The 16,498-nt window shown below is 48.9% G+C and carries 7 protein-coding genes and 1 riboswitch; all 7 genes read right to left on the bottom strand.

The window, feature by feature from the left end:
• Nucleotides 1–37: 37 nt before the first annotated feature.
• The 7 genes from V8F51_RS22290 to V8F51_RS22260 all read right to left on the bottom strand — a co-directional run bounded on the left by V8F51_RS22290 (nucleotide 38) and on the right by V8F51_RS22260 (nucleotide 16,307).
• The gene (locus V8F51_RS22290) at nucleotides 38–1,681 is read right to left on the bottom strand and encodes an extracellular solute-binding protein (RefSeq protein ID WP_337102714.1); all 1,644 of its coding nucleotides are present in this window, start codon (nucleotides 1,679–1,681) and stop codon (nucleotides 38–40) included.
• Between the two features lie 12 nt (nucleotides 1,682–1,693).
• Complete coding sequence (locus V8F51_RS22285) at nucleotides 1,694–3,997, bottom strand: helix-turn-helix domain-containing protein (RefSeq protein ID WP_337102713.1); 2,304 nt, start codon at nucleotides 3,995–3,997, stop codon at nucleotides 1,694–1,696.
• A gap of 312 nt (nucleotides 3,998–4,309) precedes the next feature.
• Nucleotides 4,310–5,263 (bottom strand): proline dehydrogenase family protein, encoded by a 954-nt coding sequence (locus V8F51_RS22280; protein WP_337102712.1) that lies wholly within the window; start codon nucleotides 5,261–5,263, stop codon nucleotides 4,310–4,312.
• Nucleotides 5,264–5,344: 81 nt separating this feature from the next.
• Nucleotides 5,345–6,160 carry an AraC family transcriptional regulator gene (locus V8F51_RS22275; RefSeq protein ID WP_337102711.1) on the bottom strand — a complete coding sequence of 272 codons (816 nt, stop codon included), beginning with the start codon at nucleotides 6,158–6,160 and terminating at the stop codon, nucleotides 5,345–5,347.
• A 96-nt stretch (nucleotides 6,161–6,256) separates the two neighbouring features.
• Complete coding sequence (locus V8F51_RS22270) at nucleotides 6,257–7,981, bottom strand: methyl-accepting chemotaxis protein (protein ID WP_337102710.1); 1,725 nt, start codon at nucleotides 7,979–7,981, stop codon at nucleotides 6,257–6,259.
• Entirely contained in the window at nucleotides 7,962–9,650 is a 1,689-nt protein-coding gene (locus V8F51_RS22265; protein ID WP_337102709.1) for a pyridoxal phosphate-dependent decarboxylase family protein, read from the bottom strand. The genes V8F51_RS22270 and V8F51_RS22265 overlap by 20 nt, the downstream gene beginning before the upstream one ends.
• A gap of 94 nt (nucleotides 9,651–9,744) precedes the next feature.
• Nucleotides 9,745–9,831, bottom strand: a riboswitch (cyclic di-GMP riboswitch).
• A gap of 596 nt (nucleotides 9,832–10,427) precedes the next feature.
• Nucleotides 10,428–16,307 carry a DUF3320 domain-containing protein gene (locus tag V8F51_RS22260; RefSeq protein WP_337102708.1) on the bottom strand — a complete coding sequence of 1,960 codons (5,880 nt, stop codon included), beginning with the start codon at nucleotides 16,305–16,307 and terminating at the stop codon, nucleotides 10,428–10,430.
• Between the last annotated feature and the right edge of the window lie 191 nt (nucleotides 16,308–16,498).

Genomic DNA, 16,498 nt, shown 5'->3' with positions numbered 1-16,498 from the left:
GACTTTGCGGGACGGCTCTGCTGCCGCGCACAAACGCTTATTTCAACGCCGAATCATAAGCTTTCTGCATAATTTCCACATATCGGTCCACGTTCAGATCGTGAAGTCCTATCACGTAGCTCTCCCAATCCTCGTCCAGCTTCTGGTTGCCGGTAATGAATTGCAGCGCATACTCTTCAACGTAGTTTTTAAGGTTGATCTGCAAAAAATTGACCTCGTCGGCTTCGTCCGGATGAATCCAAAGCGACTCGACCGACAATACCTCGTCCGGCTCATGTCCGTCATACAGCTTCGTCGCTTCCATCAGCCTTCGCTCGTAGCCGTCCGGGGCATATATATCCATGCCCTGCACCCAGCTTTCGCGATAACTCTTAGGCATATAAAAATGTCCCATCCCGCTCCAATTGGTGTTGTTCGGTTTCTCCCCATCCTTATCCGGAATGCTTGCGAATACCGGCTTCAGGTCCGGATTCAGCGCCAGCTCACCAAGGGCCGGCTGCCGCCAATCGACATCTTCCACCCCCACCTCGGCAAAAGACTGGCCTTCAGGCGTGTACATGTAGTCAACCATCTGAATCAAAGCAATCTGCGCTTCGCGGCTTGCCTTATTCGTGATGACGAACTTCGCTCCCGGCGCCACGCCGATTCGGCTGTACGTTGCGAATGACGCATAAGGTCCTCGTAATGGCGCAATCGGATTGTAGTCGCTCCCCCTCGTATTGTCCGGCCCTACATCCACGAAAATCGCCGGATGCATCGCCGCTGCCGCGCCAAGCAGTTGCTCGCCGTCGTTCTCTCCTATCCGCTTGAATGCTTCGGCGTTCTGGGTGAAGGCGCCAGGATCGATAAGACCTTCGTCGTACAGCGATTTGATGTAAGCGAGCCCTTCTCGCCACTCCGGCTTGTCGGCTACTGTATCAACGCGTCCGTTCGTCAAATGAAGATACGTGCGATCATCGTCATAGATGAATCCGTTCATTAAGTAAGGGATGACCCGAACGCCGAAATCCTCGATCGAGCCGCTTAGCGGAATTTCGTCCGCCACGCCGTTGCCGTTCGGATCCTTCGTCTTGAACGCTCGCAGCACCTGCCTGAACTGCTCCGTTGTCTGCGGCACGGTGAGGCCTAACTGCTCCAGCCACTTCGTATTCAGCCACAGCTTGCTCGGATAGGAGCAATGGTAGCATTCGCTGTACCCGACTAAACCGTAGATGTTCCCGTCCGGCGCCGTGCTGTAGGCTCTAAGCGTCGGATTTTGCTCCATAGCGGCTTTGATATGGGGCGCGTACTGCTCGATTAATTCGTTCAAAGGCAAGAAGACGCCTTGTTGACCGTACCTAAGCACGTCCGCCTGAGAGAACTGGTCAATATACGATGTCAAAATATAGGCGTCGGCATAGTCACCGCTGGCAAGTGATATTTGGCGCTTCTCCCTTGCTCCCTCATAAGGAACGGCAATCCATTCAAACTTCGCGTTGAACCGATGCTCCAGCTCCTTCGAGAAATCATTCGTTGCGAGATCGAGCCATGCATCCTGCTGGGCGAACACGCGGATGGGAACGGCATCGGCAGTATTGCTGCTCCCGTCCTCCGAACCGCGCTTATTATTCATATCCGTACAGCCCCCTAGAATAAGGGAAATCAACAATACGGCGACCAGCCGAATGATATACTTCTGCACCTTGCTCCCTCCTTAACCGTCCAGGGCGGACTGTCTGAATACGCTCGGCGATACGCCTCTTACCCGCTTGAACGCCCTGCGGAAAGAGTGCGAGCTGTTATAGCCTACTCTGGAGGCAATCTCGTCGACAGTCAATACTTCGTTTTGCAGCAGCTCGGCCGCTTGCTCCATCCTTACGTTTTCCAGATAGTCCGACAGATTGACGCCCGTAACTTCTTTGAACAGCTGCGAAATATATTTTTCGGGCCGTTCCACTTGCTCCGCCACCCGATATAACGTCAGCGCGGAATCCGTATAGGCCGAAGCTATATAACCCTTAATCTGCTCGATCGTGCGCGTATGGCTATCGTTCTTGCGGCTTCGAACGACTTCGCATAGCACCTTCATCACGGCAGCCAGCTCGACTTGAATCGCTTCCAGCGGCTCTGCGGGCTGAATAGCGATAATTCGGTTTTTCAATTCCTCGAACGATTCCGATTCGATGAACACCTTCTGGTCGAGAAGCTTCAGAAACGTTCCTTTCATCTCGCCGGCCAATTGCTGCTTCATCTCATAAGAAAGCTCCCTATGCAACGTATTCTGCGAAATGATCGTATGCAAAATTCGTGCCGCCTCCTCCTGCTCGCCAGCACGAACGGTGCCGATCAAACGAAGCTCCAGCTCGAGCGGGTAATGGTAGGTGGAGCTCTCTTGCCTTGTATCCTCGAACCAGCTCAGCTCTTTCCTGTTCTGGTGAACGGCCACGTCCAGCGTCTGCTTCGCCTGTTCGAACGACTGGCTCACTTCCGTCACCGATTGGAACATGCCGCCAAGCGCCACGGTCGTCGAAATGCGGTACTCCTCGAACGCAAGCCGCGATATGCGCTCCAGCGTCATCGTCACTTCATCCTTGCCGATCTCTACTGCCGTCGGTTTATCCATATAGGCAAATAGGAACACGATCTTGTCTGAACCGATATCCGTCATGCGGACCGAGCTTCCGGTGTCGATCAATGCCTGCTTCAAAATAAGCCGGGCAGCGTTCAGCTCGTTCAGAACCTCGACATTGTCCATCAACGAGTAACCGTTCACTTGCATAATACCGACATACCCGGTATCACCGGTCAACCCGGCGTTCGCCTGAACGGCAGCCGCTATAATTTCATCCCTCGTCTGGAACTCGCCCGCAAGCAAACGTTTGAAGAAAGCGTCTCGCACGAGCGGCGCTTGCCGATGCAGCTCGGACTCCAGCCGTCTGTTATTCGTAAGCATCTGCGAAATATTGCCGTGCAGAAAATCATATTCGTTGCGTTCCGATTGACCTTCTTGCCCGAATTGCTCCTTCATAACGCCGACGATCCGAATAATCGGAGCGCTGTTCCGGTACGAGAGAAGCAAACCCGCAGCGACGCCTACGAACAGCGCGATACCGGTTACGGACCACGTAATGTATTTGATTTGGTTCGCGCTCTCCATCAGCACATGCCTTGGAATGCCGGCTCTGTAGACCCAGTTGGTCGAGTCGGAGCGAATCGTTATGACGAGATCGTCTTCGTAAAATTGGCTCAACTTCTCCCCGTCGAAGCTGCTATCGGCCGATAGCAGGCCGACATGGGCTTCGTCCGTACCCTGCAAGCCAACCGTATGTCCGTCCGCGTCGGAAATATGAACCCATCCGCCGTATCGGTCCGTTATGCCGGACAGCAAATCGGTAATTTTCTGCTGATCAATAATAACGACTACGACGGCAGGCGAAGAACCCCCGAAGCTGTCGAGCGGCAGAGACTGCATATAGGTCACGACCGAGGTTTCGTTCTTATTGTCCATGAACGGGCTTAACGGCATCATCTCGCTCCGGTGCGTTCCGTCCAGAACCGTGCTCTTCCACTTCTCGAAGGGCATATCCTCGTAATGATAGCTTTCATAATAATGCTCCGGCCGGAAATAAGCCGAACCCGGCGTCAAGAGCACATTGTAGTTGCTCAAATAAACATAATAATGCTTCAGAAAATCATTCGTTTGTCCGAACGTGAGGACGTTCCTCATCATTTTCCAAATCCCATACACATTGGACGCATCGCCCGATCCGTTCTCGTTCATCAAAATGTTCAAATCCTGGTTGATCGCAAGCTGCCTGGTGAAGCCTTCAACCTCTGCCATACGTCGTTCCAAAAGCTCCTTGCTCTTCTGGAGCTGCGTCACGCTGTTCTCGATCGAGACGGATTCCGTCACGGTTATTGCGGTCTTGTAAGACATATAACCCGCAATGCTTGGAATGATCAGAATAATAATGTAAGAAATAAGAAACCGTCTGAACACCCGGGAATATTTAGGCAAGGCAAAGCCTCCTTCCGGTTCAACATTGAGAGCGCTATCATAACTAATTATACCTTAAATCGCAATACTGCTAAGATAAAAAAACAACTGCCTTCTGCAGTTGCTTATCATAGACAAAGTCGCAACCCGCCGCTAATCCACTTCTTGATTAGGATACCGACAGTCACCTGTTCCGTAAAGGTACAATCGCGGTTAAAGGCGTACCATTTCCCGCCTTGCCGTACAGCAATCGCCTATGGTACGGCAACATTCGGCCCATAAAAAAACAGCCACTCTGTGAAGTGACCGGTTTTTTTCAATATCAAACACGATTCAAATGCGTTTACTCACAATATCGATTACCGCACGGTACAGATTCGGCGGGTACTCCGCAATCCGGTGGCACAGATACAAATACCATTCATGGCCATACGGGAGATAGATTCTAACCGAGTGCCCGTCTGCCTTCAGCTTGCTTCCCAGCTCCCGACGAATACCGTACAACATCTCGAATTCGGCATTGCCATGAGACAGCCACCCGTACTTCAGCACTTCATCCACAATCGCTTCATCATGAGTAGCAATCGATACGTGATGGCCTTGGCGAACGGCGCTTTCCACAAGCTCCAAATAACGTTCATTAAGAGCAGGGGACCGATGGATTGCGCGGTCTTCCGGTTCTTGATAGGCACCCTTCACGATTCGTACACGACGTGGCGAATCAGCTAGAGCTTCCAAATCCTGCGGCGTTCGATTCAAATGAGCCTGCAACGTAATGCCTATGTTCGAATAAGTTGCTGCAGCCCTTGTGTAGACAGATAGTATATCCTCCGTCTTGCCGGACTCTTCCATGCTGATGAATAACTCAATCTCCGTTTCTACAGTTCCGGCATAGGCTGACATATCCATCAGATGGGAATAAGCAAGCTCCTTATCCAACGAAAGCCCGATATGCGACAGATCGAAGGATACGCGAGCTGGAAGTCCGGCCCGACCTAAATCTTGAATGAGCGCCTTCATCTCCGCAGCAGCCGCTACGCACTCGTCAGCATCCGTCGTATTCTCACCGATATATTCGATGGAAAGCTTATATCCTTCCCCGGCCAGCCGGCGGCTAGCGGCAACTCCCTCTTGCCTGGTTTCACCCGTAACATACCGAGAAGCGGCCTGCTGAAGCAGCATATAGAGCTCTGGTGTCCGCTCTACGTAAGCTTTCAGGTCTTTACGGCGAGCGATTGACTTTAGAGCCGCTGAAAATTGTTTTTCCAAATTCGATTCATGGTGCATACAATATCTCTCCCCTACTCAAGTTCCTTCAATTGTACGGAGTAGAGGGATGAAGGTATTGTACAAAATTGCTCTTTGTTATTAAGATGACAATGCGTAAGAGCATGGCGTTGCTCCTACAATCCTGCCGAACGTTCTCGCAAAATGGCTCTGGTCATAGAATCCCGCATCTGTTGCGATGTCGGCAATCGGTCGCCGCTTCATCAATTCGGCCTTGGCATAATTAATGCGCAGCAGATTCTGATAGGCATGCGGTGGCAGATGATTCCATCGTTTAAACAACCGAATGAGATAAAATCGGCTTATACCCGTTACGTTCTCGAGCTCCTCCATCGTTAGCTTCTCCGTAAAATGCTCATGCATATAGTCCTGTATGAGCTTGACGTACTTCTGATCCTGTTTGCCTTGCTGTATTTCATGCACCAAATCTGAAGCGTTTTGACTAACGAGATCATGTATCAACTCAATCAAAGCCGTCTCGATTTCAAGAGGAGAACCGTTTCCCATAAAAGCCTCCATCGTTTGGTTAATGCGAAAGCGACAGACTCTATTTTTGTCCTCGGCCAATAGAAACGGGATATGAAGCTGATCTCGCTCCCGCAGATCAAGCTCAAGCTGCTCTAACCAAGCCTGCTTAACGAACAGCATTTTGTAATTCCACTCTATTCCCGACTCCGGCTGGCAGGCATGCAGCATCATCGGCGGAAAGCTGATTGCCTTTCCATCCTCAATCCGGTGCATGGTTCCATCGCACCAAGCGTTCGTCACGCCTTTATCGATTAACCCGATCGAATATTCCTCATGAAAATGTTTTTGGTACGCTAGATCGCTCTTCAGACATCGCTTAGCTTCCAAGAAAGGCAGCGCCTCATGGCGGTAAAAGGTCACATCAGACATTGTTTCGAGTCCTCGTTTCATTAACAGAAAGTTTCTTCGCAATAAAAAGCCCTCCCGCTCGAAAGCGGAAGGGCTCAGTGTGCTCGAACGATACTACTACAGCTTAAACGGCTTTACCGATTCGTTCAAGTCAACCGAAAGAGACGACAGCTGCTGGATAGCAGCCGATATTTCCTGCATGGACGCGCTTTGCTGTTGCGCGGACGCAGCAACCTCTTCCGTGCCGGCCGCCTGCTCCTGCGTGACCCCGTTAATTTGCTGCATAGCATCCGTAATGCGTATGAAGGAATGCTCTACTTTCTCCAGCGAACCGGACATATGGTTCGTGTGGACGGTAAATTCTGAAACGCCCGAGTATATATGCTTGAAGTTTTGGTGGGTACCGCTAATCCAAGAATGGCCAAGCTCGACGGCTTTCGTTCCTTCTTCAATGCTTTGCTTAACCAGATGGCTGTTCGATTGCGTGCTCGAGACGAGCTCGTTAACGGACAACGCCGCTTGAGCCGACTGCGTTGCCAGCTTCTTCACTTCCTCGGCTACGACCGCGAAGCCTCTTCCGAGTTCACCGACCCGTGCCGCTTCGATTGAAGCGTTAAGCGCAAGCAGATTCGTCTGCGTTGATATTTCGGTTATTATGCCGATAATCTCTCCGATTTCGTTGGAACGAGTCTCCAGCGCCGCTGCCGCTTGCTGTGACTGCTGCATCGCCTGCTTGATCGTCTCCATTTGTTGGAGAGTACGATCGACAAGCTCTTGCCCCTGCTCCGATTGCGAATGGACCTCGGTTGCGATTTCTTGAATTTCCTTCATGCCTGCCGATACTTCTTTGATGTCGGTATCAATGTTATGAATGCTCGAATGGCTCTCGGATACGCTCTGCACGATCTCCGTAATGCCTTCTGTCATTCTGCTTGTCGATTCGGCCACCTGCTGCGCGCTATTCGTCGATTCATTCACGGATTGCTTCAGATGCTTGCTCGTATCCCCGATAAGCGCGGACGAGGAGATGACCTGCTCGATCAATGTTTTTAAGCTCGTAATCATGATACCGAAAGCGGCACCCAGCTTGCCGATCTCATCCTTGCTGTCGATCGAGAACTGGCTTCTCATATCGCCGGCCGCGACTTTCTCGGCTGCAATCATCAGTTTGCGAAGCGGATTCGTAATGATTCGGCTAATGAAGACGGCGATCACGCTGCCGACAACGAAGACGATGACGGAGATCAAAACAGTTCTCCAGTTCGAGCTTGAGGCTGTCTGCGGTACAACGGAAGCATCGAGATCGATGCCCAAGACGCCGTATACGATGCCGGATTGATCGGTCAGCGGCATGAAGATCGATTTATGCGTACCGTATTCATCGTCATAAATGGCGCTGAACATCGTTTTATTGGAAGAGATCGCTTCCTTCGTTTCATCCGGGAACTGGAAAGGGGTACCGAAGTCGTCGGGCACGCCCGACAGAATCAGAATCCGTTCCTCGTCCTTGGTATTGGATAAAATATAAACGTTCTCCCAACTATGCAACGTTTGGAGCCTTTCGAGCTCCGATTTGATTATCGGGTAATTCGGATCGTCCATGCCGGTCAATTGAACGTCATGTCCCGGAATGTCCGTGAACGCGTCTGCCGCGATTTGAATATCCGTCGCGAGCCGCTTATCGAATTGCTCCAGAAGCTTCTCGGAGAGGTTGCTCTGCGTCATATAGCCGGACAGAGCAAAGGCTACGCATGTCACGACCTGCAGCAGCAGGATGCTGACCGAGATTTTGACAGCAAGATGTTCTCTGAACCAATTCAATTTAAGAATAGATTTCTTCATGGTTGTTCTCCTTCTTGGATAGCCGGTCATAAGCGGCATACGTTTCAGCGATTTTTTGTTTCAAATAGTGAACGATTGCACCGACATCGGAAGTTTGCGTGTACGGCGAGATGACGAATAACTTAGCCGCATACAACGCAATTTCGCCGGCCCGGTCCGCGGTTGGCACGTAGAGATGCTTCTTCGTATCTCCGAAAAACATTTTCCCGCGGTCTCTGCCCAGTATTTCGAACAATAGCTCGTTCAGCTTATTTTCTCGTTCAATCTCCGCATAGCTGCGAAGTCCCTCGTATTCCGCGTGATAGCCGTTTTTGCGATCCGCATACAAACGGAACAACGTGATAATGCCCGGATTTAGCGGATTAACGATGACCGCTTCGGGTACTTCAGCGGCCAACGCCTTCCTGAACGCGATATTGACCTCGACGAATTGGGCGAGCAGCTTCTGATAACCTTCTATGCCAAAAGCCGTTAGCGCGCTTAAAATACTGATCGAGCTGCCCATTCTGGAGCATTCCAGCGTATAGCTCGTATGATAATCGCCATATCCCCGATGTCCAACATACGGCGTTTCATCCGGCTCCAAATCAAGCAGCTTCAGATCGGACGCCTGCTTCACAAGGAATAAGCTCGTGGAGTACGGTGTTTGACCGAGCTTCTGGAAGTCAAAGCACAACGAATCCGCCAACCCCAAATGCTTCATTCTCTCCCTTATCGCTTGAAGAGCCAATAGCGTTTCAGCATCGAATCGAAGAGGATTTCCTTCAAAGTCGTAATCGTTATAGAAGGCAAAAAATCCGCCGAGCGCCGAATCCGCATGGATATGCGGTCTTTGGATGCCATGCTTTTTCGCTAGTCGCTCTGACACAGCCAAGACTTCCTCAACATTATCTATGCCCATCGCATCCGTCGTCGCTGTCGTTGCCACGATGTACACGGGTACGCCTCCGCTTTGAATAACGCTCTCCATTTTCTCCTCGAGATCCCGAACATCCATGGAGCTGTCTTCTCGCGTACGGATCTTAATCAGATTATTGCTGCCCAGACCCGTTGCTTCCATCGATTTGAACAGGCTGTAATGCGCCGCTTCCGAGCAGAAGGCAAACAAATTGTCAGGTACGCCTGCCTTCGCAGCTTTGGCGTCATATTTATTTATGGCTAGCCGCAGTCCCGTGAAGATGGCCCCTTGCCCGCCCCAAGTCGTATACCCGCCACTTACCGTAGAATCATAACCAATCAATGCCGACATCATGGCAACGACTCTGACTTCGGCCTCCGCTCCAGCAGGTCCGTATACGTCCCACAAGTTATTGCCATTCACCATAAAAGCGGTGAGCATCCCCATGATGCCTGGAATGCTGGCCATGGGCAAAATATTAGTCAAAAAGTATTTCGTATGGTAGGGATGACCATGCAGCAGCTTGAGCAGCTCGCTGTTCACTTCATTTTGCGTGCTGCCGCTAACAGGAATGCGGCTGTTCTTCGTTAGATCCTGATAGAATGTGGCTCCTCTATCTTTTGTTCCTTTTAAATTAACGGAATCGGGATCCTTTAAAGCATCGACCCCTTCTGCGATTTGCCTGAATAGTGCTATAAGATCGTCTCGTTGTCGCTCGTTGCCGTCGTCGCTTGGAAATAAGGTCCGGATATCCATCTCTTGCTCGCTCATTCTCTCCACTCTCTCCTATTTCGATATTCTCTCTTTTTTGTTGTAAGCAAAGAGGCATGCCTATGGACGACCATAGACATGCCTCTGCTAAACCTTTTGCAACTGGCTGACATTTCTTTTTGAGAAGTAGTCCCTATAGCTTTGCGTCTCTCGTCTTTCGACGGATTTGCGTTATGTGATTTTAGGAAAGTTCACCGATACAATTAGTAAACATTTACAGCGAATAGGAACATTCTACTATTTTACATTTCAGATATCAATAGATTTGAAGTATAGATTTTGTTAATTTTTTTAAGAAATCATCATTTTGTCACAATCTTCCTTTGTCCGATATTGTCGACCAATTATGTTTGGTGCAATATTCCTATGAAAAGCAAATAAGCAGGCTTAGGCCGGGTTCATACCCGGCTCCAGCATGTTGTATAAATGCATTTCTTTACCGAATACAAACACGAGCTGGCAGAGGACACTACACTCGATCCAAAATGACTATACCTCTACAGCACCTGTGGTATTGCAGGCTTGATCATCCGCTGGATCAAGACGATTTCCCGAATACCTCTTTCCTATATTGCCAATCAAATTTTAGTGCTGATGCTGCTCTCGAAGGAAACCTCAAATCACAGACAACTTTGGAATTGGATCCAAAAAAAGAGTATCTACCTAAACAATTATATGCCTGTTAAATCATAAGTAATTGACAACATACTGTCATCGAATGCATATTCCTATGAAAAATGAACCTTCAATAAGGCGAAGGTCCATGTTTCTGTGATCCTAAATTTGATTTAACACCAATCGTTCGTTTTGGACTACTGCATCATTCCGTTCAATCGCGCAGGCGATGCCGTTTCTGATCGCCTTGTTTAATCCAGTTCCCGATCTCGCATAACCAAGCAACCTCGTAACTTGTCTTATTAAGTCTTCTTCGGGTAAACTGATTTGTGCCATAAGAACAGCCTTTACCGCATTTGCAACCTCTTCAGCAGGCAAATCTTCGGCTAAACGCCGTTGCATCTCTGTCTGCGCGTTACGGAATAAGCGATATTCGGTGGGCTTCATGCCCTCAGGCCAATAAAATACGTTGCCGTCCATCTCTGTTTTTTCGTGGGTGACCTTAGTTCTATATAGTAGCTCATCAAAACGTCGCTCCAGTCTGGCACCCATACGAGATATTCCCCATGCCTGCAATACACGTTTTGCAAGCAAGCTCCTGCTAATCGGGCCTTCTTCGTTAATGACTTGCTGTAATTGCTCTACAATTTTCTTTGAATTAGAATCAATGAAAAACGATTCCGTATCCGAAATACCCATTCTGCTTAATTGACAAACTTCATACACTGTAACGTTCTCTATGCCACGATGAGCAGATGTCTGTTCCTCTTCACGATTGCCCGACGCCTGTCCTATAACGGGCATGGCTACCAAAAAACGATCGCTCGTTTTTTTTCGGGAAATTATTTTGCTTTCCTCTTTCCCTGCGTTTACCATTGCACTTTCGATCTTGCGAAGCTCAGCCTCCCGGTTCTCCCACCAATCCGGCATCCAGATACGGTGCAAGCTCCAACCAAGCTGCTCTAAAACCTGAATACGCAAATAATCGCGATCCCTTGCCGTCTTTGCACTTGCATAGATCGGTCCATCCAACAAAACGCCTAGACGATATTGATTCGAGAGATGCTTATCCCGTATCGCTGCATCTATCCGGTAACCTGACGCACCTACATACAAATCGGCTTGGTAGCCTAGTTCAGTCAGCTCGTGCAAGAGGCTGCGATGAACGTCCGATAAAGTCGTCAGCTTCGCCGCCGATTCAGCAACTGGAAGTGTGTTCTTACCTTTCTCGGCATACTCCAGAAAAGCCTTTAATCCAAGAACCCCTTCTGAGCTCGTGCGGCTGGCGCTTAGGTGATGGGCATGAAGCGTCGAGAATACAATCATTTCATATCGGGCTCGTGAGACGGCGACGTTCAATCTTCGCCAGCCTCCTTGCCTATTAAGCGGTCCAAAGTTAAGGCTGACCTTCCCTCCGGCATCCGGGCCATAACCAATTGAAAACAAAATAATGTCACGTTCGTCACCTTGAACATTTTCAAGATTTTTCACAAAAATAGGCTCAGGCAATTGGGAGAGAAACACTTCCAACTCGGGCTCTTTCCTCATCGCATCATCAAGCAAGTCCTCTATTAGTGATTGCTGAATGGAGCTGAAGGTAACGACTCCTATGCTTTGATTACGAAGTGACGAGTCTTTCAAACGGTTAATAATTTCTGCGACTACAGCCTCACCCTCAGCCATATTCCGTTTTGTTCTTCCTCGATCGTAATAGCCGCCCGTTGGCCTCCAAGAAACGCTCGATACCGGTTCGTCCGGCGAAGGGAACGTCATTAACTTATTTTCGTAATAGTGTGCATTGCTAAATGCAATCAAGCTCTCATGTCTGCTCCGATAATGCCATGACAGATGCCTCTGGTACATCCCAAGCGCCAAGCAATCATCTAAAATACTCTCCATGTCCTGAAGCAATTGACTTTCTTCATCAACTTCATCATACGACTTGGAGAAAAAGCTTGTAGGCGGCAGTTGCTTCGGGTCACCAACAATAACGGCTTGACGTCCACGTGCCAATGCCCCTACCGCTTGTGCGGTAGGCACTTGAGACGCTTCATCAAAAATAACAAGGTCGAACTGAGCACTCTTCGGATCCAAATACTGTGCTACTGATAAGGGACTCATTAGCATGCATGGCATAAGCCTTGGAAGCAAATTAGGAATTTGATCCATCAGCTTCCTTATAGACATTGCCCTTCCACCGCTACGAATCGCACGCTGCAAAATTCCGGCTTCCGAACTTTGCGCCGCTTCCTGCGTCATTTGTGGCACTCGCGCAGATAAGCGGGCAGCGATCTCCTGCCTCGTTAACTGCTCGAACCTATTGTCCGTTTCACGGAATCGTTTGATTTTGTCTTCGAACAACTGGCCAGAGAATGCCCCCAGTCTCTCATCATGGTCAAATATATAATTCGCGCTAGCTTTGTATAAACCGCGTTCAAAAGCTAGTATCATTTCAGACTCTAACAACGATCCTTGCTCATGTGGTTGAATAAGTGGACTTAGTCCTTCCGCCTCTGCTATCTCGCGCTCACGCCGCCAAGAGCACCAATCACGCAATCCGTTAATATGATTCTCCCACAATTCGGCTTTCTTCTTCATAAATAGATGCCAGCTTGTACCTGCCGCAGCGTCAACAAGCCCATTCCAGTCCAATTGCAGCATATCTCGAAGTTGAACTTCGCAGGTAATCGCTTTGTCCCGAAGAATCATTGTTTGGCTAAAGACCTCTTGCTGCTTATCGACATTTGACTTACCTTGAGCCATATACTCACCAATTCGTTCGCAAGCCTCTGCAGCCGCATTCTCTTGGCTGTACCACAAAGCGAATAGGGAATGCAACTCGGTCACCCACCTAGCAGAAGACCCAATCAGCTCCCAATCATCCAATAAATCGTTCCAACCGGCTGTTTCTGCAATTTGCGATGCCGATTGCCAAATTTCCTTCAGCTTCCTCTCTTCCTCTTGTAAGCTTATGATGTCTCCCAAAAAAGTCGGCACGGATTCCTTCATTATTGCTTGCCCCGGCACGACCATCGTTCCTAGCAATTTAACAATTCGTTTCTGTCCGAAAAACTTAGGAACCGCCCATTTCAACTCGGACTTCATCCATTCCGATAACGTAAAGGCTGCATCCAATCGGCTTATCTCCGGGCCAAAAACAGCATGAACAGATTGGCGAATACGATCTCTTCTACGTCCTTGCTCTGCTACCTTCAAAAGACGATCGCTGACTTCTTTAATATTCGGAAGCTGCAGCAAGGCAGGCTGGAAATCAGGCATTAGCATCATATGAGAACAAAGCTGAGAAAGTCGGCTTACGTTATCATAATGAAGCGTTGCCGGCTCCATACGAAACTGCAACAACGCGTTACCTAGAGCTGTCTCTATAGGCTCTTGCAAAGCTATATAACTCTTTAATGTTCGTTCGACGTCTTCCTTCATTCCTTGGGAATAGACGCTGCTGCGTGCGTCGCTCCAAGCATGACCCGCTGGATTGCCGCATTGGGCGCTGGCTGCCTTTAACCGCGCGGCCAGATCTCTCCACTGATCTACCTTCTCGGCTGTTAAGTCTGCCGCCGTATGACGGTCAAATACAACGTGGTCTGCTCCTTTACCGGCTCGTTCATATCCAGCTATCGCTTCGTATAAAGAAAATCCAAAGGCATATTTGTGATGCAAAGCAGAAGAATAGCCGTTCAATTCCTGGCGCAGCTTCGCAAGGCGGTCCGCTTGATTGTTCCACCCATCCGGCGTTTGCACCCGTGGACTCTCTATTACCGCTTGAAACTGATCGAGCACAGCCTTCTTCGTGCTTTTGTTGGAATGCAGCTCAAGGCAAAACGAGCCGAGTCCGATACTTTCCAACCTTTTCTGTACGACCGAGAGCGCCGCCATCTTCTCCGCGACGAACAACACCCGCTTGCCGCTTGCCAAAGCACCAGCAATCATATTCGTAATCGTCTGCGATTTCCCCGTTCCCGGCGGGCCGTGCAGCACAAAGCTTTGTCCACTCATAGCTGCCGAAATAGCCGCAAGCTGCGACGAATCCGCACTAATTGGAACGAATAACTTACTAGGATGCTCATCATCAAGAGACCCATCCTCCAAATCCGATGGTTGCTGCCACCTTAGCTTGCCTTCCATTAAACTCGCAACGATTGGATTAGCTGTGAGCTCGGAGGAACGCATCCTTATATCATTCCACATCACAAATTGTCCGAATGAGAACAATCCCAGATAGGCTTCTTCTTCTACGTCCCATCTTGACTCTTGCATTATGGCGTGGCGAATAGTCGTGAAAATCTGACTAAGATGTACGCCTTTATCGTCTCGGGGGAGTGGATCCAGTCCTCCGATCGAAATGCCGTAATCCTGTCTCAGCAGCTCGAGCAATGTAATATTAATTTGGGGATCCTCTTCTATTCCGCGAATGATATAACCGCTTCGAGAGGTTTTTTTCAATATTTGAATGGGCACAAGCACTAACGGCGCATAACGCGGCATTTCGCTAGCAGACGACTCGTACCATTTTAGAATCCCTAGCGCCAAATATAATGTATTTGCTCCATTTTCCTCCAATGAGAGCCGGGCAGACCGATAGAGCTGAATCATTCGTCTGTCCAACTCATGCTCATTCAAGTCGGCTCTCAGCCGTTTGCGCTCGAATTCATCGTTCAATAGCTTAGTCAACGGATGATTATGCTTAATATTTTGGTATAGACTTACACTTCGCTCATTCCCTTGCCAATCGGAAGGCATTGCCAACACCTGAAACTCCTCGCGATCGGCAATACAGTCCTCCAGCTCACCCAGCTGCGTCAGCAAGATCTTAACGCTAGATTTTGTCATGCGAAAATTAATGAGCGTATTACGAAGAGACAGATCAAGCAAGCGACGCTCCCACTGCTTTTGCTTGCTTATCGGTATGGCATCTACTTCCTCGGGCTTCTCCAACACTTCGAATGATTGAGGTGCAGTAGATGTGTCCGCAGTTAGAAATAAAGGCTCTGCCATTGTCTCCTGCACGTTCTCCTTGTCAATATCAACGCGAATAGGAAGTGGACGAATAGAGGCTGATCGCGCGCGGCGAATGTCTACCAAGCAATCGAACTGATCGGGATTGCTTAGATGCGATGCAGCAATCGACACAGCCTCGTCAAACTTTGTTGATGCTCCCTTTACCATAGAGGTTGCTTCCATCACACAAATTGCGTCGATGCCGCTTGCCATTCTTTTGGTCAACAAGGATATGTCATCTTGAACACTCTCCGTAAACGTATCTTCAACAAGCCAAACGCCAACAAACGCATGACCTTCGATGAAGATAATGAGAGGGTGCAACCCTACCGCCTCCATACAAGCGGCGAAAAGCAATGACAGATCAAAACAATTACCGATGCGATGTGTAAACAACGTGTCCGGCAGACGGACGCGTTGTCCGATTTGTTCAAAGCTTGGCGGCGCTACACAATAAGCGATCCCTTTTTGTTGGATGGCTTGGTAGAGCGCAGCAACCTGTTCCCTCACCCGGCGTGAGTCCTTGCTCTGATAAGCGGTGAAGGAAGGACTACCCTTCCATCTATGTAATATATCTGAAGCATCCCTCACAACTTCAATGATTTGCGGATGATTAGGAGTTACGAATGCAGCCGTCAATTCCGGCAGCACAGCCAAACCGCCCCATTCGTCGCCAGCCAAAACGACAATCTGTGCCCGCTCCTCGTATAAGATCGTTTCCCCTTGTGAAACCGATAGCGTTAGTGTAGAAGTCATTCTTTCTGTGAGTCCTGCTAGAAATGAAGCAGACATTTGCAATGGAACAGCACCAAGATCGATAGATTGCCCTGCAGACAGCGTATCAATTGTTCTCGACCATTCATAAGCAAATCCCGTCTCTGCCAATAATCTTAAGGTTATCTGAGAAAAGTCCTCATCTGACACGTTGAACAGAGCAAGCTGTTTCACGATCGGAACATGATTTTGTTGCATCGCATAATTGATCACATCGCTGTATACCCACTGGCAACGAATAAGGCTATTCAACCCCGATACCTCCTAATGATATACATTATTGTTAACTTTAAATCAGTTGGGTCTATCATACCATTTTGTCCCATATATTTCTCTTTTTTTCGACTAAATTCTCATCATATCCGCTGGATCAACAGCTTTGTATGTAAACATTTCAAAGAAAGAGCTTCTCAATTATAGATAAGCTCTAGTATAAAAAATCA

It is taken from the genome of Paenibacillus sp. YIM B09110 (assembly GCF_037167145.1).
Lineage (GTDB): Bacteria > Bacillota > Bacilli > Paenibacillales > Paenibacillaceae > Pristimantibacillus.
The sequence above is the reverse complement of the archived record's forward strand: the minus strand, read 5'-3'. Positions and strand labels throughout refer to the sequence as shown.

What these genes read in the sequence shown, in the direction of transcription:
- V8F51_RS22280 (WP_337102712.1), bottom strand. Translation starts at nt 5,263, where the DNA reads ATGCACCATGAATCGAATTTGGAAAAACAATTTTCAGCGGCTCTAAAG.
- V8F51_RS22275 (WP_337102711.1), bottom strand. Translation starts at nt 6,160, where the DNA reads ATGTCTGATGTGACCTTTTACCGCCATGAGGCGCTGCCTTTCTTGGAA.
- V8F51_RS22270 (WP_337102710.1), bottom strand. Translation starts at nt 7,981, where the DNA reads ATGAAGAAATCTATTCTTAAATTGAATTGGTTCAGAGAACATCTTGCT.
- V8F51_RS22265 (WP_337102709.1), bottom strand. Translation starts at nt 9,650, where the DNA reads ATGAGCGAGCAAGAGATGGATATCCGGACCTTATTTCCAAGCGACGAC.